The sequence below is a fragment of the Bradyrhizobium sp. Pa8 genome (assembly GCF_052588265.1).
In genome coordinates this window covers 683,632-705,427 of sequence record NZ_CP176767.1, presented here as the reverse complement: position 1 = coordinate 705,427, position 21,796 = coordinate 683,632, and the positions used below count along the sequence as shown (strand labels likewise).

Annotated in this window: 20 protein-coding genes and 2 pseudogenes; 12 read left to right on the top strand and 10 right to left on the bottom strand. The window is 62.4% G+C overall.

The features are described from left to right. Positions 1-11 precede the first annotated feature (11 nt). From cyoB to ACKWRH_RS03285, 6 genes are read left to right on the top strand one after another with little or no spacing between them, the layout of a single operon-like run. A complete protein-coding gene (cyoB, locus tag ACKWRH_RS03310; protein ID WP_445219302.1) occupies positions 12-2,009 on the top strand; it encodes a cytochrome o ubiquinol oxidase subunit I in 1,998 nt (665 codons plus the stop codon). Continuing rightward, complete coding sequence (cyoC, locus tag ACKWRH_RS03305) at positions 2,010-2,639, top strand: cytochrome o ubiquinol oxidase subunit III (protein ID WP_028159912.1); 630 nt, start codon at positions 2,010-2,012, stop codon at positions 2,637-2,639. It abuts the gene before it with no gap. Continuing rightward, positions 2,636-3,016, top strand: coding sequence for a cytochrome o ubiquinol oxidase subunit IV (cyoD, locus tag ACKWRH_RS03300; protein ID WP_445219301.1), 381 nt, complete (start codon positions 2,636-2,638; stop codon positions 3,014-3,016). Before cyoC ends, cyoD begins: the two co-directional genes overlap by 4 nt. After that, positions 3,013-3,861, top strand: coding sequence for an SURF1 family protein (locus ACKWRH_RS03295; protein WP_445219300.1), 849 nt, complete (start codon positions 3,013-3,015; stop codon positions 3,859-3,861). Before cyoD ends, ACKWRH_RS03295 begins: the two co-directional genes overlap by 4 nt. Next, positions 3,833-5,212: an ATP-binding protein gene (locus ACKWRH_RS03290; protein WP_445219299.1), complete on the top strand. Its 1,380-nt coding sequence runs from the start codon at positions 3,833-3,835 to the stop codon at positions 5,210-5,212. The genes ACKWRH_RS03295 and ACKWRH_RS03290 overlap by 29 nt, the downstream gene beginning before the upstream one ends. Beyond that, positions 5,202-5,735, top strand: coding sequence for a response regulator transcription factor (locus ACKWRH_RS03285; RefSeq protein WP_445219298.1), 534 nt, complete (start codon positions 5,202-5,204; stop codon positions 5,733-5,735). Before ACKWRH_RS03290 ends, ACKWRH_RS03285 begins: the two co-directional genes overlap by 11 nt. A gap of 26 nt (positions 5,736-5,761) precedes the next feature. Here ACKWRH_RS03285 and ACKWRH_RS03280 read toward each other — a convergent pair. The 6 genes and pseudogenes from ACKWRH_RS03280 to ACKWRH_RS03255 form a co-directional block, all read right to left on the bottom strand. Continuing rightward, positions 5,762-6,710, bottom strand: a protein-coding gene (locus ACKWRH_RS03280; RefSeq protein WP_445215585.1) for an IS630 family transposase whose coding sequence is annotated in 2 segments (ribosomal slippage) — positions 5,762-6,373 and positions 6,375-6,710 — 948 coding nt in all. Because the reading frame shifts where the segments join, the coding sequence is not laid out codon by codon here. Between the two features lie 218 nt (positions 6,711-6,928). Next, the gene (locus tag ACKWRH_RS03275) at positions 6,929-7,720 is read right to left on the bottom strand and encodes a CarD family transcriptional regulator (protein ID WP_080669646.1); all 792 of its coding nucleotides are present in this window, start codon (positions 7,718-7,720) and stop codon (positions 6,929-6,931) included. A 345-nt stretch (positions 7,721-8,065) separates the two neighbouring features. Beyond that, positions 8,066-8,404: a ferredoxin FdxA gene (fdxA, locus tag ACKWRH_RS03270; protein WP_014490375.1), complete on the bottom strand. Its 339-nt coding sequence runs from the start codon at positions 8,402-8,404 to the stop codon at positions 8,066-8,068. Between the two features lie 132 nt (positions 8,405-8,536). Continuing rightward, positions 8,537-8,818: pseudogene (locus ACKWRH_RS03265) on the bottom strand (RNA-binding S4 domain-containing protein); the annotation flags it as partial. Between the two features lie 10 nt (positions 8,819-8,828). Continuing rightward, on the bottom strand, positions 8,829-12,209 hold the full coding sequence (locus ACKWRH_RS03260; RefSeq protein ID WP_445219297.1) for a helicase-related protein: 3,381 nt from the start codon (positions 12,207-12,209) through the stop codon (positions 8,829-8,831). Between the two features lie 753 nt (positions 12,210-12,962). Further along, positions 12,963-13,778, bottom strand: a complete 816-nt coding sequence (locus ACKWRH_RS03255; protein WP_445222615.1) for a DUF3108 domain-containing protein — start codon at positions 13,776-13,778, stop codon at positions 12,963-12,965. A 600-nt stretch (positions 13,779-14,378) separates the two neighbouring features. Here ACKWRH_RS03255 and rpmB point away from each other — a divergent pair. From rpmB to ACKWRH_RS03240, 3 genes are all read left to right on the top strand, one after another. After that, entirely contained in the window at positions 14,379-14,687 is a 309-nt protein-coding gene (gene rpmB / locus ACKWRH_RS03250; RefSeq protein ID WP_028151385.1) for a 50S ribosomal protein L28, read from the top strand. A gap of 237 nt (positions 14,688-14,924) precedes the next feature. Beyond that, the gene (locus ACKWRH_RS03245) at positions 14,925-15,956 is read left to right on the top strand and encodes a hypothetical protein (protein ID WP_445219296.1); all 1,032 of its coding nucleotides are present in this window, start codon (positions 14,925-14,927) and stop codon (positions 15,954-15,956) included. Beyond that, complete coding sequence (locus ACKWRH_RS03240) at positions 15,953-16,492, top strand: GNAT family N-acetyltransferase (protein WP_445219295.1); 540 nt, start codon at positions 15,953-15,955, stop codon at positions 16,490-16,492. Before ACKWRH_RS03245 ends, ACKWRH_RS03240 begins: the two co-directional genes overlap by 4 nt. Here ACKWRH_RS03240 and ACKWRH_RS03235 read toward each other — a convergent pair. Genes ACKWRH_RS03235 through ACKWRH_RS03225 form a run of 3 tightly spaced genes read right to left on the bottom strand, consistent with a single transcriptional unit; the run spans position 16,423 to position 18,431 of the window. Next, positions 16,423-17,013, bottom strand: a complete 591-nt coding sequence (locus ACKWRH_RS03235) for an AAA family ATPase (RefSeq protein ID WP_445219294.1) — start codon at positions 17,011-17,013, stop codon at positions 16,423-16,425. The genes ACKWRH_RS03240 and ACKWRH_RS03235 overlap by 70 nt on opposite strands. Next, positions 16,991-17,404 (bottom strand): hypothetical protein, encoded by a 414-nt coding sequence (locus tag ACKWRH_RS03230; RefSeq protein WP_445219293.1) that lies wholly within the window; start codon positions 17,402-17,404, stop codon positions 16,991-16,993. Before ACKWRH_RS03230 ends, ACKWRH_RS03235 begins: the two co-directional genes overlap by 23 nt. Then, a complete protein-coding gene (locus ACKWRH_RS03225; RefSeq protein WP_445219292.1) occupies positions 17,382-18,431 on the bottom strand; it encodes a GNAT family N-acetyltransferase in 1,050 nt (349 codons plus the stop codon). Before ACKWRH_RS03225 ends, ACKWRH_RS03230 begins: the two co-directional genes overlap by 23 nt. Before the next feature lie 161 nt (positions 18,432-18,592). Between ACKWRH_RS03225 and ACKWRH_RS03220 the strand changes: the two are divergent. The 3 genes and pseudogenes from ACKWRH_RS03220 to ftsZ form a co-directional block, all read left to right on the top strand. Then, positions 18,593-18,732: pseudogene (locus ACKWRH_RS03220) on the top strand (DUF2235 domain-containing protein); the annotation flags it as partial. A gap of 171 nt (positions 18,733-18,903) precedes the next feature. Further along, positions 18,904-19,446 (top strand): hypothetical protein, encoded by a 543-nt coding sequence (locus tag ACKWRH_RS03215; protein ID WP_445219291.1) that lies wholly within the window; start codon positions 18,904-18,906, stop codon positions 19,444-19,446. A gap of 50 nt (positions 19,447-19,496) precedes the next feature. Further along, positions 19,497-20,756, top strand: coding sequence for a cell division protein FtsZ (ftsZ, locus tag ACKWRH_RS03210; protein ID WP_445219290.1), 1,260 nt, complete (start codon positions 19,497-19,499; stop codon positions 20,754-20,756). A gap of 409 nt (positions 20,757-21,165) precedes the next feature. On the opposite strand, the gene ACKWRH_RS03205 is transcribed toward ftsZ, so the two are convergent. Then, positions 21,166-21,723 carry a hypothetical protein gene (locus ACKWRH_RS03205; RefSeq protein ID WP_445219289.1) on the bottom strand — a complete coding sequence of 186 codons (558 nt, stop codon included), beginning with the start codon at positions 21,721-21,723 and terminating at the stop codon, positions 21,166-21,168. Between the last annotated feature and the right edge of the window lie 73 nt (positions 21,724-21,796).

The following is a 21,796-nucleotide window of genomic DNA, read 5'->3' as shown; positions in this document are numbered from 1 at the left end:
AGAGATCCCGCATGTCTCCTGATCTTCTCAAGCTCATCTTCGGCCGGCTCAGCATCGATTCGCTGCCGCTGCACGAGCCGATCCTTGTCGGCACCTTCATCATGGTCGCGCTCGGCGGCGCCGCGTTGCTCGGCGGCGTGACCTATTTCCGGCTCTGGGGCTATCTGTGGCGCGAGTGGTTCACCAGCGTCGACCACAAGCGCATCGGCATCATGTACATGATCCTTGGCATCGTGATGCTGCTGCGCGGCTTCGCCGACGCGCTCATGATGCGCGCGCAACAGGCGCTCGCGTTCGGCGGCTCCGAAGGCTTCCTCCCCGCCCATCACTACGACCAGGTCTTCACCGCCCACGGCGTGATCATGATCTTCTTCGTGGCGATGCCGCTGGTCACCGGCCTGATGAACTTCGTCGTACCGCTCCAGATCGGCGCACGCGACGTGTCGTTTCCGTTCCTGAACAATTTCAGCTTCTGGATGACCGTCGGCGGCGCGGTGCTGGTGATGGCCTCGCTGTTCATCGGCGAGTTCGCCCGCACCGGCTGGCTGGCTTATCCGCCGCTGTCGAACATCGGCTACAGTCCTGACGTCGGCGTCGACTATTACATATGGGGCCTCCAGGTCGCGGGCGTCGGAACGACTTTGTCCGGCATCAATTTGATCTGCACCATCGTCAAGCTGCGCTGCCCCGGCATGACCATGATGAAGATGCCGGTGTTCACCTGGACCGCGCTCTGCACCAACATCCTGATCGTGGCGTCCTTCCCGGTCCTGACCGTCGTGCTCGCGCTGCTCACGCTCGATCGCTATGTCGGCACCAACTTCTTCACGAACGATTTCGGCGGCAGCCCGATGATGTACGTGAACCTGATCTGGATCTGGGGCCATCCCGAGGTCTACATCCTGGTTCTCCCCGCTTTCGGCATCTTCTCGGAAGTCACCTCGACCTTCTCCGGCAAGCGCCTGTTCGGCTACACCTCGATGGTCTACGCCACCGTGGTCATCACCATCCTGTCGTACCTGGTCTGGCTCCACCACTTCTTCACGATGGGCTCGGGCGCCAGCGTCAACTCGTTCTTCGGCATCACCACGATGATCATCTCGATCCCGACGGGCGCGAAGATGTTCAACTGGCTGTTCACGATGTATCGCGGCCGAATCCGCTACGAGCTGCCGATGCTGTGGACGATCGCCTTCATGCTGACCTTCGTGCTCGGCGGCATGACCGGCGTGCTGCTCGCAGTGCCGCCGGCCGACTTCGTCCTGCACAACAGCCTGTTCCTGATTGCGCATTTCCACAACGTGATCATCGGCGGCGTGGTGTTCGGCGCGTTCGCCGGCATCAACTACTGGTTCCCGAAGGCGTTCGGATTCAAGCTCGATCCGTTCTGGGGCAAGCTGTCGTTCTGGTTCTGGGTCACCGGCTTCTACATGGCCTTCATGCCGCTCTATGTGCTCGGCCTGATGGGCGTGACCCGCCGCCTGCGCGTGTTCGACGATCCTTCGCTTCAGATCTGGTTCGTCATCGCCGCGATCGGCGCCGGCCTCGTCTTCCTCGGCATCCTCAGCATGTTGATGCAGTTCGCGGTTTCCTTCCTCAAGCGCGAGCAGCTCAAGGACGTCACCGGCGATCCCTGGGACGCGCGCACGCTGGAATGGGCGACCTCCTCGCCCCCGCCGGACTACAACTTCGCCTTCACCCCCGTCGTTCACGACAATGACGCGTGGTGGGACATGAAGAAGCGCGGCTACCAGCGTCCGCTCACCGGGTTCAAGCCGATCCACATGCCCAGCAGCACCGGCACCGGCGTGATCCTCGCCGGCCTCGCCACCGCGATGGGTTTCGGCCTGATCTGGTACATCTGGTGGCTGGCCGCCGTGAGCTTCATCGCGATGCTCGTCGTCGGCATCGGTCACACCTTCAACTATCACCGCGACTTCGACATTCCGGCTGACGACGTCATCCGGGCTGAGGACGCGCGCACCAAACTGCTCGCCGGAGCCAAGTAAATGACTGTCGCTGTCAATCCCGCCCAGACCGGCGAGCCGATGTTCTACCTCGCCGACGAGCATCCGCATCCCGAAGGCTACAGCACCTCGCTCGGCTTCTGGATCTACCTGATGAGCGACTGTCTCATCTTCGCGATGCTGTTCGCCGCCTTCGGCGTGCTCGGCGGCAACTACGCCGCCGGTCCCGCCCCGAAGGATCTGTTCGAGCTGCCGCTGGTCGCGGTGAACACCTCGATGCTGCTGCTGTCGTCGATCACCTATGGCTTTGCCATGCTGACGATGCAGCAGAACAAGATCGCCCAGACCCAGATGTGGCTGGCGATCACCGGCCTGTTCGGCCTCGCCTTCATCGGCATCGAGCTCTCCGAGTTCGCCCACATGATCCATGAAGGCGCGACCCCGCAGCGCAGCGCCTTCCTGTCCGCGTTCTTTACCTTGGTCGGCACCCACGGCCTGCACGTCTCCTGCGGCCTGATCTGGCTGGTGACCCTGATGGTGCAGGTCTGGAAGTTCGGCCTGATCGAAGCCAACCGCCGCCGCCTGATGTGCCTGTCGATGTTCTGGCACTTCCTGGACGTGGTCTGGATCGGCGTCTTCACCTTCGTCTATCTCCTGGGAGTTCTGCGATGAACACCGATACCCACGCCGCCCACGCGGACGGCCATCACCACGGCGACGGCCACGCCCACGGCACGTTCTCGACCTACATGCTCGGCTTCGTGCTCTCGGTCGTGCTGACCGCGATCCCGTTCTGGCTGGTGATGAGCGGCGCGCTGCCGAGCAAGCAGATCACCGCGCTCGTCATCATGGCCTTCGCGGTCGTGCAGATCGTCGTGCACATGATCTACTTCCTGCACATGAACACCAAGTCCGAGAACGGCTGGAGCATGATGGCGCTGATCTTCACCATCGTCATGGTGGTGATCGCGCTGTCCGGTTCGCTGTGGGTGATGAACCACCTCAACAGCAACATGATGCCGATGCACCAGATGACGGGAATGAAGTGAGCGATATCCGGACCGTGACGAGCGAGGCAAAGGACGCGCGTCGCAAGGCTGCGCGTCCGCGCCTGTGGCTCACGGTTCTCTCGCTCGCGGCCTTTGCACTTCTGATCGCACTCGGCGTCTGGCAGATCGAGCGCCGCGCCTGGAAGCTGGCGCTGATCGACCGCGTCGAGCAGCGCGTCCATGCCCCGGCCCAGCCGATCCCGTCGCCCGCGGCCTGGCCGGCCGTCTCCACCGCGAACGACGAATACAGGCACGTCAGCCTCACCGGCCGCTTCCTGCATGACCGCGAGACTCTGGTTCAGGCCGTCACCGAGGAGGGCCCCGGTTATTGGGTGCTGACGCCGCTTCAGCGCGGCGACGGCGCGCTGGTCCTGGTCAATCGCGGCTTCGTGCCGACCGAGCGGCGCGACGCATCGACGCGCCAGAACGGCAATCCGGACGGCCAGGTCGAGATCACGGGCCTGCTCCGCATGACCGAGCCGAAAGGCGGTTTCCTCAGGAACAACGTGCCCCAGCACAACCGCTGGTACTCGCGGGATGTCGCCGCGATTGCGGCAGCGCGCGGCCTCCACGATGTCGCGCCCTTCTTCGTCGATGCCGACGCCGGATCACATTCCGGCAGCGGCCCGATCGGCGGATTGACCGTGATCAGCTTTCCCAATAACCACCTGATCTATGCGCTGACGTGGTTTGCCCTGGCTTTCATGCTCGCGGGTAAACTTTTCGTCACATTCGGCGGCGGGCTGTTCCGCCGCAAGCGCTTCGTCCACGAACCGGCCGGCGGCTCGGATGCCACCGCCCGCAGGACGGGATCAGATGCTGGAACGATCGTCGAATCTACCTGACGACGGAATGACGCACGACGCCGTTACGCTGCAATCGCAGGCGGACGCGCGCAGCGAGCTGATCGGCGTTGCGCCGACCGACGACGAGACCAACCGCAAGAACATGGCGCTGCTGATCCAGCTGCGCTGGACCGCGGTGGTCGGCCAGATCGTGACCATCGGCGGCGTGCATTTCGGCCTCGGTATTCCCCTGCCATTGGAACGGATGGGCGCGGTAATCGGCGCGCTGCTGCTGCTCAACGTCTCCAGCCTCGTCTGGGTGCGCCATCGCGCCGCGATCACCAACAACGAGCTGCTGGTCGCCTTGATGCTCGATGTCGCCGCGCTGACGGCGCAGCTCTACCTCAGCGGCGGCGCCACCAATCCCTTCACCTCGCTGTTCCTGCTCCAGGTGACGCTGGGCGCGGTGCTGCTTAATGCCCGTTCGACTTGGTCGCTGGTCGCACTGACCTGCGCGAGTTTCATCTGGCTGACCATGGCCTACCGGCCGCTCGACCTGCCGCCGAACCCGATCAGCGAGGCCTACAGTCTCACCGTGACCGGCATGCTGCTGGGCTTCGTCCTCAACGCCGTACTGCTGGTCGTGTTCGTCACCCGGATCAACAGGAATTTGCGCGAGCGCGATGCGCATCTGGCGGCATTGCGCCAGCATGCGGCCGAGCAGGACCACATCGTCCGCATGGGCCTGCTCGCCTCCGGCGCGGCGCATGAACTCGGCACGCCGCTCGCCTCGCTGTCGGTCATCCTTAGCGACTGGCGCCGCATGCCCGATCTCGCCGGCGATCAGGAACTTGCCGAGGATCTTGCGGAGATGGAAACCTCTCTGCAACGCTGCAAGACCATCGTGACGGGCATCCTGGTGTCGGCGGGCGAAGCGCGCGGCGAAGGCTCCTCGCCGACGACGGTGACGGCCTTCGTCACCGCGCTGGTGAACGAGTGGCGCGACGCGCGCTCGGCCCGCACGCTCTATTTCGTCAACACGTTCGGCGAGGACGTCGCGATCGTCTCTGACGTCGCGCTGAAGCAGGTGATCTTCAACGTGCTCGACAATGCCTATGAGGTCTCGCGCGAATGGGTGGAGCTGCTGGCCGAGCGCGAGGGCGACAATCTCGTGCTGTCGATCAGCGATCGTGGCCCGGGCTTTGCGCCGGAGATGCTGGCGCAACTGGGAAAACCCTATCACTCGAGCAAGGGCCGCGCCGGCGGCGGGCTCGGCCTGTTCCTGGTGATGAACGTCGTGCGCAAGCTCGGCGGCAGCGTGACCGCCGAGAACCACAGGAAGCGCGGCGCCACCGTCCGCCTGACGCTGCCGCTCGCAACGCTCGCGATCGGAGGAAATTTTGACGCCTGACCGTTCGCTCATCGTCGTCGAGGACGATGCCGGCTTCGCGCGCACGCTGAAACGCTCGTTCGAGCGCCGCGGCTACGACGTCGTCCTCGCAGCTTCGATCGAAGAGGTGCGGAAGGTGCTGGAGGAGCGATCCTTTGGACACGCGGTGGTCGATCTCAAGCTCGGCGGCGCCTCGGGCCTCGCCTGCGTCGAGCTGCTGCACACGCACGACCCGGAGATGCTGATCGTGGTGCTGACCGGCTTTGCCAGCATCTCCACCGCCGTCGAGGCGATCAAGCTCGGCGCCTGCCATTACCTGGCAAAGCCATCGAACACCGACGATATCGAAGCCGCCTTCAACAGGGCTGAAGGCAACGCCGAAGTCGCGCTCGATACACGGCCGACCTCGATCAAGACGCTGGAATGGGAGCGCATCCACCAGACGCTGATCGAGACCGATTTCAACATCTCGGAAGCAGCACGAAGGCTGGGCATGCACCGGCGCACGCTGGCCAGGAAGCTCGAGAAGCGGCCGGTGAAGTGAGAAAACGTAGGGTGGGTTAGAGCGTTTCACATTTTGACTGAAGCATAACCGGCGTTGGCGAAGTAGTTGGCGCATTCGCGAGGCTGGATGTCGTGGACGAGGTGACCGATGTGGCGCCAAGTGTCCTCGATGGTGCGCTTCTGAGCTTGCCGCATCCAGTGTTTGATCTTGGAGAAGGCCTGTTCGATCGGGTTGAGGTCGGGCGAGTATGGCGGCAGGTACCAGAGCCTGGCGCCAGCAGCCTGGATCATCTGCCTGACAGCTTTCGACTTGTGGCTTCCGAGATTGTCGAGAATGACGATGTCGCCTTCGCGCAGGGTTGGCAGGAGAAGGTGCTTCACATAAGCGCGGAAGCATTCGCCGTTGATCGGGCCGTCGAAGACGCAGGGTGCCGTGAGTTGGTCATGACGGAGCGCGCCGAGGAATGTGAGGGTACGCCAGTGACCGTGTGGGGCGAAGCCGCGCAGGCGTGCCCCTTTGGGGCCCCAGCCCCGCAAAGGGGCCATGTTGGTCTTGATCCAGGTCTCATCGATGAAGACGAGCCGGCCCGGATCAAGTCCGGCCTGCCAGGATCGCCAACGCTGGCGCCTACGAGAGACGTCGGCGCGAGCCTGTTCGAGGGCGAACAGTGTTTTTTTTGAACCGCAGCCCTTCCCGACGCAGGAACAGCCAGACCGCGTTGTGTGAGACCTTGACCCCACGGGTTGCCAGTTCCGCCTTCAGACCATGCAGCGTCAGGTGCGGCGTCTGAGTGATCCGCTCGACGATGAAGGCGCGGTGCGGATCAAGCACAGGCTTGCGGTGACCGCCCATCTTGCCAGGCACAACCGAGCCGGTCGCCCGCTGCCGCTGTGACCACTTCACAACCGACGAGACCGCAACACCAAACCGTTCCGCCACAGACCGGCAGCTCTCGCCCGCCAAAACCGACGCCACCACACGCTCGCGAAGATCCAGGGAAAGAGGTCGGGTCATGCGATGCTGGCCTCCAATCCAGTCAGCATCTTGAATCACAATCCGCCAAAAACCGGAATCCCCTCCGATTCAATTAAGCAATGAAAGGCTCTAGCCGTGGCGGCTGCGCGAAGCGCAGTCGTTCGGCGTAACCCACCCTACGAAGTACGAAACTCAAAACAAAAAGCCCGGCCAACCGGCCGGGCTTTTGATTGCATGCGATCGACGCGACGAGACGCTTACGCAGCCTCGTCGGCGACGGCGGTGTCGTCGCCATCGGTATCGCCGTCGGCATCCGTCTCGCCCTCGCCGTCGGCGGCTTCCGCCTTGGCGTTGGTGCGGCGCGGGCTCTTGGCGAGCTGGGCCTCGATCTCCTTGACCGCTTCGGTCTCGGTCGAGTGCTGCACAACCGCGATCTCGCGGGAGAGACGATCGAGCGCCGCTTCATAGAGCTGGCGTTCAGAGTACGACTGCTCGGGCTGCGACTCGGAACGGTAGAGGTCGCGCACGACTTCCGCGATCGCGACGATGTCGCCCGAATTGATCTTTGCTTCGTATTCCTGGGCGCGGCGCGACCACATGGTGCGCTTGACGCGGGCGCGGCCCTTCAGCGTCTCCAGCGCCTTCTTCACCAGCGCGGGGTCGGACAGCTTGCGCATGCCGACGTTCGCGACCTTGGCGGTCGGCACGCGCAGCGTCATCTTGTCCTTGATGAAATTGATGACGAACAGCTCGAGCTTCGCACCGGCGATCTCCTGCTCCTCGATGGCCAGGATCTGGCCGACGCCGTGAGCGGGATAGACGACGAATTCGTTGGCCTTGAAGCCCTGACGCTGGGTCACGACCTTCTTTTCCTCGACCTTCGGCGCAGCCGCGGCGGGCTTCACGGCCGGCTTGGCAGCGACAGGAGCCTTGGCAGGAGCAGCAGCAACGGGAGCCTTCGGCGCGGCCGGCTTGGCAGCGGGAGCCTTGGCAGCAGCAGGCTTGGCAACGGTCGCTTTCGCGGCCGGTTTGGCAGTCTTGTTAGGCATTGCGCTTCTTTTGTTCTTCGAGGACTTTGCAGCCGGTGCCTTCGTCGCGGTCCGACCCTTGGATGCGCTACGGCTGGCCGCGGCGACTTTTTTGGCCTCCTTATGGGAAGCCCTCGCTGAAGTACTCTTTTTACGCGTTTTCTGTGACACAGCCTGCGCGCGGAAACTGCCACGCCCCTGTTCGACATTTGGTTTCACGGGAACCCAACGGGGCCAACCGGGCTGACGGGGGTTCGGCTTAATGTGCTCAATATAGCACATTTCCCGCAAAAATCAATGATTTAGGGGTCTTGAGGGCTGGTTTTCGGCGCTGACGAAGGTATTAGGGTTAAGTTTGGGCGAGAATTAGTCTCCCGAGCCCGGGTTCGGAGAAAAATATTTCTCGAACTTGCCTTCCTGACCGTCGAATTCCTTCGCGTCGGGGGGTGATTCTTTCTTCTGGGTGATGTTCGGCCAGCTTTTGGCGTAGTCGGCGTTGACCTGGAGCCACTTTTCCAGGCCCGGTTCCGTGTCCGGCTTGATGGCGTCGGCGGGGCATTCCGGCTCGCACACGCCGCAGTCGATGCATTCGTCAGGATGGATGACGAGCATGTTGTCGCCTTCGTAGAAACAATCGACCGGGCAGACCTCGACGCAGTCGGTGTACTTGCACTTGATGCAGTTTTCAGTGACGACGTAAGTCATCCAACGCTCCGAAAAGCTCTTTTAAAAGTCGCGGCTTGCGTAGCGCGGATGGCCCGGCGCCGCAAGGTCGGGAACGGCCGATCATGACGGCTTTACGCGTTTGATCGACCAAGAAATGAATTCAAAGCGCAATTAATTGCGCCGAGAACTTTGATTGCCTTCGCTCAGCTCCTCGTAGAGCACGCGGGCCGAGGCGGCATCGCCGCGGCGCTCGTTGAAAGCGGTTACTTTCAGCACGCGCACGGTGCGATCGAGCGCGATGGTGATCACATCGCCGATCTTGATCGCATGGCCCGGCGACTTCTCGCGCGTGCCGTTGATGCGAACGTGGCCGGACTCGACGAGCTCGGCCGCAGAGGTGCGCGCCTTCACCACTCGCGCGTGCCACAGCCATTTGTCGAGGCGCTGCCGCTCGGTCGTGGGATCACTCCTTGCGACCGGACAGCTGCTCTTTCAGCGCCGCGAGCTTTGCGAAGGGCGAGTTCGGATCGGCCGGACGATCGCGCTCGCGCGGGTTCGCGCTCGAGGCGTAGGGGCGCAGCGAGGGACCGCCCTGACGGTCGCGGCCCTTGTCGCGGTCACGACCGCGATTGTCGCGACCCTTGTCGCGATCTCCGCCGAACTTGCCCTTGTTGCGATCGCGATCCTTGTTGTCGCGATCCTTGCCCTCGAAGCGGCGGTTCCTGTCGTCGCGCCCCTCTGGACGCGGCGCACCTTCACCGCCACCTTCGCGCGGCTTGCGGAAATCCCTGCCGCCATCGCGGCGATGACCGCCGTGACGATGACGCTCGCCGCGCTTCTCGCCGTCAGCAGCTTGCGCTGCTTCGCCTTCCGCTGGTGCAGCACCCGCCTCTGCACCCGCCTGCGGGCGCTGATTGTGGTGACGCTGGTGGCGATGGCGCTCGTGGCGCGGCTTGCGATCCTCGTGACGGCCGCCGGGACGCCAGACCTCAACGAGCTCGGGCTCGGCAGGCGCAGCGGCAGCCTCAGGCGCGGCAGCATCGGGCGATGCGGCTGCTTCCGTCGCAGCGGCCTCGGCGGGCGCGGCTTCCACCGCCTCGATGGGCGCAGCAGCCTCTTCCGCCGGCGGCGCGATGCCGGGGGCATCCTCGGGCGTGACGGGGGCATCGGGCGATGCTTCGAGCGCCGGCTCTTCATGCGCGGGCTCGTCGTGCTGCTCCATGCCGGGCGCGTCTTCGACGGTGACGGGCTCGGCCGCGGCTTCGATCGCGGTGTCCGCGGTCGCGGCGGCATCATCGGTCGCCGTCGGTTCAGTCGGAGCCTCGGCACTTGCTTCGGCCGCCGGCGTCTCCACGGCAGCAGCCGCTGGCTTCGGCGGCAGCGGCGCACGCTTCTCCATGCGATAGCCGAGCGCGCGCAGCACCGAGGCGAAATCCTCGCCGGCCGAGCCGGTGAGCGAGGTCATCGCCTGCGTCACCACAAAGCTGCGGCCGTCGAACGCGCCGGCGGGCTTTTCGCCGGGCGAGTTCTCGCGCCAGGCCAGCGCCGGGCGGATCAGATCGGCGAGCCGCTCCAGGATGTCGACGCGCACGGCGCGCTCGCCGGCCTGCTTGTAGCCGAGCACGCGATAGGCATCGCGCGGCAGCTGCTTGTCGACCGGAAACGAGGTGCGGCCCGAAGATGCCAGATGCTGCGCGCCCGACAACGACGACAGATCGACATTGTCCTGCTTCAGCGCCCACAGCAGTGCTGCCAGCGCGCGGCCGGCGGGCTTCAGCAGGCCGGGGAAATAGATGTGATAGGCGCCGAAACGGACGCCGTATTTGCGCAACACGGCGCGCGAGGGCTGGTCGAGATCCTTCAGCTCGTTGGCGATCTTGGGACGCTCGAGCACGCCCAGCGCCTCGACCAGCTGATAGGCGATGCCGCGGGCAATGCCGGTGACGTCCTCGGCCTTCGACAGCTCGAACATCGGCCCGAGCAGCTTTTCGATATGGGTCTTGAGCCAGAGCTCGAGCCGGGCCTGCACCTTCTCACGGGGCGCACCGGTGAGGCGTTCGTCGGAGATGATGCGGATGCGCGGCTGCAGCGCCTCCTCCGCGGCAGACAGGCGCGCCACGGCATCGCCGGTCCAGCGGATGGTGCCTTCCGAGGTCAGCACGAACTGATCGTCCGGCGCATTGCCCAGTTTTTCGGCGCGTGCGTTGATCTCGCCGGCGAGCACCGCTTGCGCTGCAGCCTGCAAGGCTTTCGCATCGGAGCCCGCTTCCGCAGCGTCCGGTGCAAAGGTGAAGCCATCGAGGCGGCCGATGACATGGCCTTCGACGATGACTTCGCCGGTCTTGCCGATTTCAGTATTCAAGCTCGTGTTCTCCCGCAGGCGGCGCATCAATACACTGGTCCGGCGATCAACGAAACGCTCAGTCAAGCGTTCATGGAGCGCATCCGATAATTTATTTTCGACCTCCCGTGCGATCCCCTGCCAGCGTTCGGGGTCTTTCAGCCAGTCCGGGCGGTTGGCGACGAAGGTCCAGGTGCGGATCTGGGCGATCCGGGCCGACAGCGTGTCGATGTCGCCGTCGATGCGGTCGGCCTGGTCGACCTGGGCCGCGAACCAGGAATCGGGGATGCAGCCCTTCTGCATCAGGAAGCCGTACAGCGTGGTCACGAGCTCGGCATGGGCGGCCGGCGACAGTTTTCGGTAATCGGGGACCTGGCAGGCCTCCCACAGCCGTTCCACCGCGGCCTTGCCATGCGCGATATCGCGCACCTCGACGTCGCGGGCGGCATGGTCGAGCACGCGCATGTCCTCGGCGATCGGGGCGCGCGTCAGCGCCTCATGGCCGGGCGACTGGTTCAGGGACACCTGGAGCGCGCCGAGGGAGGAGAAATCCAGCTTCGAATTGCGCCATTGCAGCATCTTCACGTTGTCGAAGGTGTGGTTCTGCAGCGCGTTGACGAGCTCGGGCTCGAACGGGGCGCAGCGGCCCGTCGTCCCGAAAGTGCCGTTGCGGGTGGCGCGTCCGGCACGCCCGGCGATCTGCGCGAATTCGGCCGGCGTCAGGCGGCGGAACTGGTAGCCGTCGAACTTGCGGTCGGAGGCGAAGGCGACGTGGTCGACGTCGAGATTGAGGCCCATGCCGACGGCGTCGGTGGCGACGAGGTAGTCGACGTCGCCATTCTGGAACATCTCCACCTGCGCATTGCGCGTGCGCGGCGACAGCGATCCCAGCACCACGGCGGCGCCGCCATGCTGGCGGCGGATCAGCTCGGCGATGGCATAGACCTCATCTGCCGAGAAGGCGACGATGGCGGTGCGGCGCGGCTGGCGCGTGATCTTGCGGTCGCCGGCGAATTCGAGCTGCGACAGGCGCGGCCGCGTGATCATGGACACGCCGGGCAGCAGCCGCTCGATGATCGGGCGCATCGTGGCGGCGCCCAGGAGCAGCGTCTCGTCGCGGCCGCGGCGGTTGAGGATGCGGTCGGTGAAGACGTGGCCGCGTTCGAGATCGGAGGCGATCTGGACCTCGTCGACGGCGAGGAAGGAGACGTCGATATCCCTGGGCATCGCCTCGACGGTGGAGACCCAATAGCGCGGGTTCTTCGGCTTGATCTTCTCCTCGCCGGTAACAAGCGCGACGGCCTCGCTGCCGACCCTGGCTGCGATCTTGTTATAGACCTCGCGCGCGAGCAGCCGCAGCGGCAGCCCGATCAGCCCCGAGGGATGCGCGAGCATCCGCTCGATGGCGAGATGGGTCTTGCCGGTGTTGGTCGGCCCGAGCACCGCAGTGACGCCCGCGCCAGGTGCGCGCTCGGAGGCGAAGGGGGAGGAAGAGAAAGCCATGTCTGGGGATTAGGTAGTGGCGATTTGGGCGAATGTCAGTGCTGTCTGGGGCGGGTCGGTGTCGGCCATGTCTCCGAAAGCTACGCTGCAACCAAGCATTCCGCTGTCATGCCCCGGCTTGACCGGGGCATCCAGTACGCCGCGGCCTGTCCGCTCAACCACAACGGCCTCGGCGTACTGGATCACCCGGTCAAGCCGGGCGATGACACCGAGTGTGTGGGAGCGCGCTCCCCAAACCTCGCGCAACTGTCTCACTTTGCGACGCTTTTCCCGTTGGCTTTAAGCTTCGGAACGACTCTAGAACGAATCGCGGCCGAATCGCTGACTCCCGCTGAAGTCCTGTTCCGTTCACGCCACATGTCGCGGGACCCTTATTGGTTGTGCACTAGATGGAGTTTTGCCCTGCCGCACAAGCGGCGTTTCGATGACCGGTTCCTTAAAATTGGGGACGGCGCGGAGTCGAATCAGAATCGGCGAGGAGTCAAATAGATTCCCGACAGCCGACCCCCAAATTCATTTTCGCGAAAACAACCCCATGCACAGTAGAGACGGCTGGCGCGGGAATGGCGGGGTGGCGGCAGGTAAGGTGTTGGACTCGCTGTCCGAATTCCCCTCGCTCGTCATTCCGGGGCGCGACGCAGTCGCGAGCCCGAAATCCATCGTGAGACAGTCTCTGCGGCCTGATGGATTCCGGGCTCGCGCCAAGGGGCGCGCCCCGGAATGACAGAGGTGGGAGGACGGGCGCAGCGCGCCCTACTGCGTCTTGGCGACCTTTGGCGGCTGGGCTGAGGTGATGAAGCTGGTCGCTTCCAGCATGGCCGGGCCGAGCGGCGTCGGCACTTTCAGCCAGAACGGGACCAGGATGCGCGTGCCGGCGACGGGGGCGAAGGCGATCTCGATGTTGCGCTGGGCGGCGAGGTATTTGATCACGGGGCGGTCGGGGATGTAGCCCGCCACGGGCACGAAATAGAGCGCGCAGACCACGACCGGGCCACGATAGCCCTTCTCCGCCTTCACCGTCTCCATGCGCTTGAAATCGAGCTTGAGATCATAGCGCATGCGGCCGTCGAACACCGGCGCGGCGTTGTGGCAGGCGTCCGGCGTCACGGGGTCGCCGGTGCCGGGCACGCGCAACAGCGAGGCCGTCATCGGGTCCCAGACGCCGCGGCGATGCGCGTCGGTGACGACGATGCGGTCGGCATCGACAGGCGGCTCCGGCACGATGCCGAACTCCTTCACATTGCCCTTGTCGAGCGTGATGTGGATCTGTTCGGTCTTCTTAGAGGTGGTGGTGGAGGCCTGGTAGCCGGTCGCGACCAGGGCGCCGTTGACCACCCGACCTTGCGAGGCGCCGGTGCCGGACCCGCCCGCAAACGATTTCAGCAGCCCCGTGGTGCCGCCGGAGGCCGCGGCCGCGAACACGTCGTCGCCAATATCGATGTTCCAGGCGCCTCGGCCTACGGGAATGCCCGCCAGCGAGGCCTCGTACTGCGCCTCGAGCTTGCCCTGCGCCGCCACGGGCTCCGCGCCCCACGCCACGACGAGCCCGCAAAGGGCCGCGAAGGCCAGCCGGCCGGCGGAGCGCGGACCGACTGAGCGCGGACTGACTGAGCGCGGACTGACCAAGCCTTGGGGCCAAAGTCGTGGTGATGCGAGCACGAAACAATCCAATCGGGGCGCGAACGGTTGTTACTTAAGCCAAAAACCGCGGCAAACAATGCGTCCGGGCGTCAAGGCTTGCGGAACTCCACTTGATACTTCGGGGGTGAATACGCCCTTTATGTGATGGTAAGGCACTTCAATCATTGCCGTTTTGGTGATCGGAGGGTGTGTCAGGGACGCGCACTTCGCCCCGCTGTCTTTCCCCCTCGCCCCGCTTGCGGGGAGAGGGTTGGGCTGAAGGGGGCTCTCCGCGAGGGAGGTCCGAGTGGTTGCGCCCAACCCGCCCCTCCCTCGCGGAGACTCCCCCTCACCCGGAATCCGCGCTATTCGCGCGCATTCCGGCCTCTCCCCGCACGCGGGGAGAGGCGAAAAGACCGCCCAAAACCTTGACGTCCCGTCCCTTCCCCCCTATACGTCCGCCCGCTCCCTGCAAGGACACAGAATTAGCCCCCGTGGCGCCCAGAATGGCGGCCGCAAATCGTTGGGGGACAGAAGAGGATTTCTACCATGTCTCGCCGCTGCGAACTGACGGCCAAGGGCCCCCTCGTCGGCCACAAGGTCAGCCACTCCAACATCAAGACCAAGCGCCGCTTCCTGCCGAACCTCGTCAACGTGACGTTCATCAGCGAAGCGCTCGGCCGCAACGTGCGCCTGCGCGTCTCCACCAACGCGGTCAAGAGCGTCGACCACAATGGCGGCCTCGACCCCTTCCTGCTCAAGGCCAAGGCCGACGTCCTGTCGCCGCGCGCCCTCGAGCTGAAGCGCGCCATCCAGAAGAAGGTCGGCGACACCGCGCCGGCGAAGAAGGCCAGCTAAGCGAATTTTGGAATTGGGCGGGGGCTAGGTTGCGTCGCGTGGCGTAGGCTTAGCCAGTAGCGTTTTGCGTTTGCGGCCGGATCGGAAGATCCGGCCGTTTTTGTTTGGGGAAGCGGCGGCCATTGCGCCTCGAAGTTGCAATTGAGACGTGGACATACCAAGGTGAATCGTACAAGCCTGCAAGACTGCCGAACTAGTTGATTCAACCATTTCATTTGTTGCGACCCGAGGAACGTGATGAGCGGGGATGGTAGTGTTGCGGCTTGGTGCGTCCACCGAGCGGGACGAGACGGTTGCCAAGCGGAGTTTCACTGCAACTACTGGCGGGTTGCCGGTGATCCCGACTTCAAGGGGAAGAACGGCAAGGTCCGTGATTTCGTGGAATTTGGCATCTGGCTATCCGATCCAAACCTAATCGAAAAGGTGAACTTGTTTCTTCCGCAAACCCTGGCGAATGATGCGTTGGAAGACTGCGGACCGCATTTTGCGCGATTGGACATAGCCGAAGGAATCTTCAACGAGCCACTGACCTGCAATTCGAGGCGCGGGCCTAACAGCGTTGAACTGATAAAGGACAGTAGTCCCTACTGCCGTGTGCATGTATTCCCGATGGACGGGAGTCGACCCGCAGCAAGTCAGTTAGCAATCACTAAGATGGCAGAGGGTACTTTGCTCACAGTGACCCGTGAAGCCATCGACGAGATTTGTACGAACTTAGCTAGCAAGTGCCCCGGCTATTTTCGTATTCGGGTGTACGTCGAGAAGAAGGAGCCATTCGTTCGGGCAATCATGCCTCGGGATCGCTTCCTTCAAAGCGGCTTTGAAGAAGTGGAGTATGTAGACTTCAGATTCAACGAGGCTCGCACCCTGCCAGATCGCATAGAAAGTCTAATGCGGTTGGATCATGCAAACGCCTCGAAGGTCCCCTTCACGCGAGTTGCCTTCCTTACGGCTATACCGGTTCTTGCAGATCTAACTCTCAGCAGCAGGCAACCGCATAAGAACAGACTGCTGGAACATGGATTTTGGAACGACTACGTCCCCAGTGGAATTCCTGATGGCATGATGGTCTATCATTGGCGAACGGACAATACGGCCGGAGTCGAAGACTTCTCGGCATTCGTCAAACTGCAAACCAGGCGGACAGGGCGTCAAATTCTCTGGATGTATCTTCTCATTGCCTTTGCATTCGGTGTCATGGGCAATCTTTCTGCCTCCGCTTTAGAGGCTTTGATTTCGTCCTTGTGGCACGCCTTGACGAACAGATGAACTCAGCGAGAAGCGCAAATATGACTCTGAGATCGAGGGCACAGACTGCGTGCCAGCTAACTTTACGGGATAGCGAGATCGAAGCTCTCACGTTTTTGCTTCCGTTGTCCCCGGATTATCCCGGAATCGAATCTTGGTTTCGAACGAAGGTTGTTCCGGGCCTGAGAGATGAGAGCCGAGTACTATTCCGCGTCGAACGCCACGGCCAATTGGTTGGTATAGCGATCGCGAAACGATACCCTGAGGAGAGAAAGATCTGCACAGTGCGGGTAGCGCCGCAATATTTCGGGCGCGGCATCGGAGTAAGGCTATTCGACAAAGCACTACGATGGCTGGACGACGATCGACCGCACTTGACCGTAAGCGAGGGCAAGCTCCCGGCTTTTCAGCGCATTTTTGATTTCTACGGGTTCGATCTTACCTCGATACAAAGCGGCCTATATAAGCCCAACGCGTCCGAATTTTCTTACAACGAATGCAGCCGGCCTGACTTGGACAGAGCTCTAACGATCAATTCGTCTAAATTCCCATACTGAGAAAGAGCTCCAACTTCAAACGGCAGGTCTAGATCTTCGGCATAACCGCGGCAGACTCTTCTAGCTGTCTCAATTTGTCGATGCAGATCTTCAATTGAGCGGAGCGGACGACTTCGAGAATCAAGCCTTCGACGCTCGACTATCACCTCGGGCGCTTCCTCTAAAAGCACCAAGACCGACGGCTTTAAGGAGCGGATTACTTCGACCGGTATTTCAATCAGCGCTCTGTCGTTATCGATCACACTATGCGCATCAACCAGTACCGCGTTAGCACCGTGCTTGGCCTGCCAATTCGCGAAGGCCTCGCCCAGAATCATCTGGGTCTTTAGCAACGCTTCGGGACTTTCAGTCCTCAAGACTTCGCCGGCAGTCGCAGTAACAGACTGCAACAACGCGCCAGCGCTCGTATGCATGACTTCGGGATGACGACCGATAAAATCCGAACAAGCCACTGTCTTCCCGACGCCCGATACGCCGAACACAACAACAGTGCCAATTTTAGAGAAGTCGCGGCTGCTCAAAGGCAGAAGTCCTCTGCTTTTCGACATACATGAACGATTGTGGGGGACTGAAGTTCTCTAGCAGGTCTGATGGATCTACATGACTTGCGAACGGCCTGACCTCTCCTATCTTCAGCGCATAGGCTTCCGTTCGACCGCAAAAGTAGCCATCAAAATATTCTTTCGAAATTCCAGAGCCGCCGCGGGTCCGCAGCCACAAACGATCAGGATGGTCCTTCAATATCTCGGCAATGTCGAACTCACCAACCAGACGCCCGACGGGCCTTGTGCAGTAAATAAGTACAGTCTTGACATCGCGCCGCGTGAACAGTTTCCGACGAAACTCAAAAGTCTTTACTCCGGAAAGAATGTTTTCCACGTGCACAGGTTTAATCGATAATAATACGCGCACTTACTTCTCCCATTGTTGTTATCGCGCGGAATTGGTCAGAACTCAGCTCTCGAAGGTCCCACCTAGGCTGCTCGCTCACTCCGATCTCATCAAGCAACCGGCCCCGAGTGATACGACGATGGAGTGCGACGTTGTACGTCATACGCGCCACATACAGACGATCACCTTCTAGGAACTTTTCGCGAAGTTCCTCTTCAGGGAAGACGCTATGCGGTGCCGTATACGCTAAGAAGGCATCAACGTCTACGAAGTCGCGTTTGCGACGAACTTCTTCAACTACACAAACCGACGATGCGACGGATCGATAGCGAGCGGGGCCTTTTTTGTCAGTCGTTCTGTAAATAACAACCGCATCGCCCCGAGACATACGAGTGAGCGGTATTTTTCCAATGTACACTTTATGAATTGTGTTGGTGTGAGATACGTCGCGGACGACCTCGCGAGGCTCATTCTTCAAAATCGAGTCAGGGAGCAGTTGAGTATGATACTCAGGATACACCGCGAGCAGCCAAGCACGGCGACCCGCCGTGTGTACAAACGGGTAGTCGCTAATCATGTCGTCCGTAAATTGATCTAAACGTCGGACGTAGACTAATTCTTCGCCACTTTCTGTAGTTTTCGTGCCAACGCGATCAAATCCGTATCGCTCGAACAAGCGAATTAGATCTTCGTGAACGTCAAAGACCGTCACGTAGACGCCGTCCACATTCTCGGAGATAGCAGTATCAAAAATCTTCTTTACAACGCGCTCGCCTAGCTTTGTTCCTCTGCCCTCGATCTTTAGCGTCCCAACTTTCAACCATCTTAGCTCAGGCAGCGGCGGATCAACGTCGAGCACCGCGCCAATTTCAGGCTTGAGATAGATCATGCCGCTGAGCGTCGAATCATCCTCGACGACGTAAACCTCTTCGTCGGCCTTTCGCGAGAACCAGCCAGCGAAATCATTGTAACCAGATTTCAGGCTGTCGAAAAATGGATCGCCAATATTGAGTTCGCGAAATTTGGTTAGTCGAAGTTGCCTGGACACCCGCCTTGCCCCCCAAGTCGAATTTCTCGATCCCTAGCGTGATTTGGGACCGAGGCACAACCTATGAAATAGTTGAAATAAATACTCTAGCGTTGAGAGCACCATCTCTGCCCCTTTTCAGCTATACTCGCCCCGGTAGCATCACCGGGAGGGGCTGACCTGTGGAGCACAAGCGCACGACCGCCCCCAAATCCTCACCGAAAAACCTTGTCATCGCCGGAACGGCACCGGCAACGAGATTTCGGAGAACGTCTCCAACGTCCTGAAGCTCCATCCCTGCCTGCGTAGGACGGACAGGACGTAAGCTCCGGCAGATGTGCCCTGCGATCCCGGGGTCGGCCCGGTGTCGGCATCGGTAAAGAACACCCCGCGCGCGTTAACCGTCCGTTAACCAACGCAGCCTAGCCTGCGGTAATCGTCCAGCCATCATTAGCCCGAAATGCCTTCCCGGTTCGCTCCAGGAGAAGCGTCGATGTCAGTTGCGTTGTTGACGTATGCCGATCTCAGTGCCCGCCTCAATATCTCGCGCGAGGCCGCTCGTGCGCTTGCCAGACGACGCGGTTTGCCGCGCTTGCGTTCGGATGACGGCAAAGCGCTGGTGAGCGTTGATTTCGCCGAACTCCGGTACACGCCCCGCCCACGGCGGGCCCGCCGGGCAGACCGCATCGATGCCTCCATGGCAAAGATCGAGGCAGTCGAGATCGAGACATTAAAGATCGAGACATTGAAGACCGAGGCATTCAAGGCGGAGATCGCGCGGCTCGAAGACGTCGCCGCCGCCTACAGGGCCGTGTTCGAGCGCGAGCGCGAGCGCGCCGATCGCCTGGCCGTCGAGCTGCTGCAGGCGACTGCCGAGACGACGGCAGCCAATGCGTGGGCGGCACGACTGGAAGACGAAGTGGCGGACTTACGGACCGGTCGCCGGGCTGGCGGCGCGACCGCGGGACAAGCCGCAAGTCGATTGGGACATCTGGCCGCGGCCATCGTGGGCGCAGACCGCGCGGCTCGCAGATAGCACTCGAACCCTTCTCCATCCCGGCCTGCCGGAGCAATCGCGAGGACAGAATGACTGGCATGACCGATATTCACGAGATGAAGGCCCGCATTGTCGTGTTCGGAGTGGGCGGCGCCGGCGGCAATGCCGTCAACAACATGATCACGGCCGGGCTGCAGGGGGTCGACTTCGTCGTCGCCAATACCGATGCGCAGGCACTGGCCATGTCGAAGGCCCCGCGCCTGATCCAGCTGGGCACCCAGGTCACCGCGGGCCTTGGCGCCGGCTCGCAGCCTGAACTCGGACGCGCCGCAGCCGAAGAGGTCATCGATACGATCCGCGATCAACTGACCGGCGCGCACATGGTATTCGTGACCGCCGGCATGGGCGGCGGTACCGGCACCGGGGCTGCACCCATCGTCGCCAGGACCGCGCGCGAGCTCGGCATTCTCACCATCGGCGTGGTCACCAAGCCGTTCTACTTCGAGGGCCAGCGCCGCATGCGCTTTGCCGAAGCCGGCATCGAGGAGCTGCTGAAGACGGTCGACACCCTCTTGATCATCCCGAACCAGAACCTGTTCCGGGTGGCCAGCGAGAAGACCACCTTCGCCGACGCCTTTGCCCTCGCCGACCAGGTGCTCTATTCGGGCGTGGCCTGCATCAGCGACCTCATCGTCAAGGAAGGCCTGATCAATCTCGATTTTGCCGACGTCCTCTCCGTCATGAAGGAGAAGGGCAAGGCCATGATGGGACGGGGCGAGGCGCGTGGCGAGAAGCGCGTGCTTGCCGCCGCCGTCGCCGCGATCTCCAATCCATTGATCGAGAACCCCTCGATCAAGCGCGCCAGTGGCCTCATCATCTCCATCACCGGCGGCAAGGATCTCATGCTGTACGAAGTCGACGAAGCCGCGACCCGGATTCGCGACGAGGCTGATCCGGACGCCAACATCATCGTCGGCGCGTCGTTCGATGAAAGCCTCGAAGGCATCGTCCGCGTCTCGGTGGTGGCGACCGGCATCGACAATGTCGACCCGGCGCTCCAGGCGCAACCGGTGGAAACCGCCCTCACGCAGCTCGCCGGCAGGCTGCGCGACGACAGCCGCCGCATCGCCGATCGCATCGAGCGCAGTGCGCCGCTTCCGCAAGTGGAAAGCCCACCGCTCCGCCCGGTGGCCGGCCGCCCCGTGGGACAACCGGCAAGGCCCGATCCGGAATATGCGCGCCGCGCGGCTCAACAGCCGCTCGATCCTTACGGCCGCACCTCTCCGCGCAATATGGCCGACGAAGACCTTCTCGACATCCCGGCCTTCCTGCGCCGCTCGGCCAACTGAGCGGTCGCAAGAAGGGAGTAACTCGTCCGCAATGAATGGACCGCGGCTACGCGGGTCCAAAGCGCGACGGGATTAGCCTTGTTCTGGAGCCATTTCCGTTCCGATGGAATCGGAACGGGGCTCCAGATTTTTGACGCGTTTTCCTGACGCGAACCGGTATCCACTTCGCTCGACAACGCCCTGGCCACGAACGCAGTGCGCCCTCTCTCCCGCGTGCGGGGGAGGCTTTCGGATATGACGGTTGAGAGGCGGCCGCATGTGCTCGGCCTGCATGGTTCGAGACGCCCGCTTCGCCATGAGGCTTTGATGTCTCGCCGCGAAACGCGACCTCATCCCGAGGGCACGCCGCAGGCGGGCGTCTCGATGCATGTCCGCAGGCGACCTTCCGAGGTGCGCCTGCGCCGATCCTTCACGCTGCCGTGCTGCGCGGGCTCTCCGCCGTTTCCTTTTTTTCCGGCTCCTTGTCGCGAGACAGCCAAGCCGGGAAGCGAAGCAGGCGATCGATGCTGTCTTTTGACGGCTCGATGGGCGGCACGATGGGTGCTTCACTGGCCGAACGCGGGAGGTCCAGCACGGCCTGTCCCGCCCGCACCGAATCGGCGCGCTGATCGAGTTCGCGCAACAGCGGATCGAGCACGCTGTCGATTTCGGTCGCCACCGACACGATGAAACTATTGAGCTCGCGAGCCTCGGGCACGACGGCCGAAGCCGACTCGATCGCCCTGGAGAGACCATCGACGACAGGCGCGAACGCGCCGGCGGCTTGCTTGATTCGCGTTCTTATCGCTTCGATTTCGCTCAGGACGCGATCACGCTCCCGCCTGGTCTTCTCTTCCGAAAGGCGGGCTTCGATTTCGGCGATCTGAGCCGTGAGAGTCGTGGCTTCGGATGCGAGTGCATCGCGTCGCAGGCGCGCACGATCGAGATCGCGGCTGAGATTATCCACTAGATCGTCCTTCCCGAACATGGCTTTGCTCCGTAGGACAGCCGTAACGCGAACCGCCGGCCCGATCAGCGAACGAAAGGCTGGATCCGGCCAA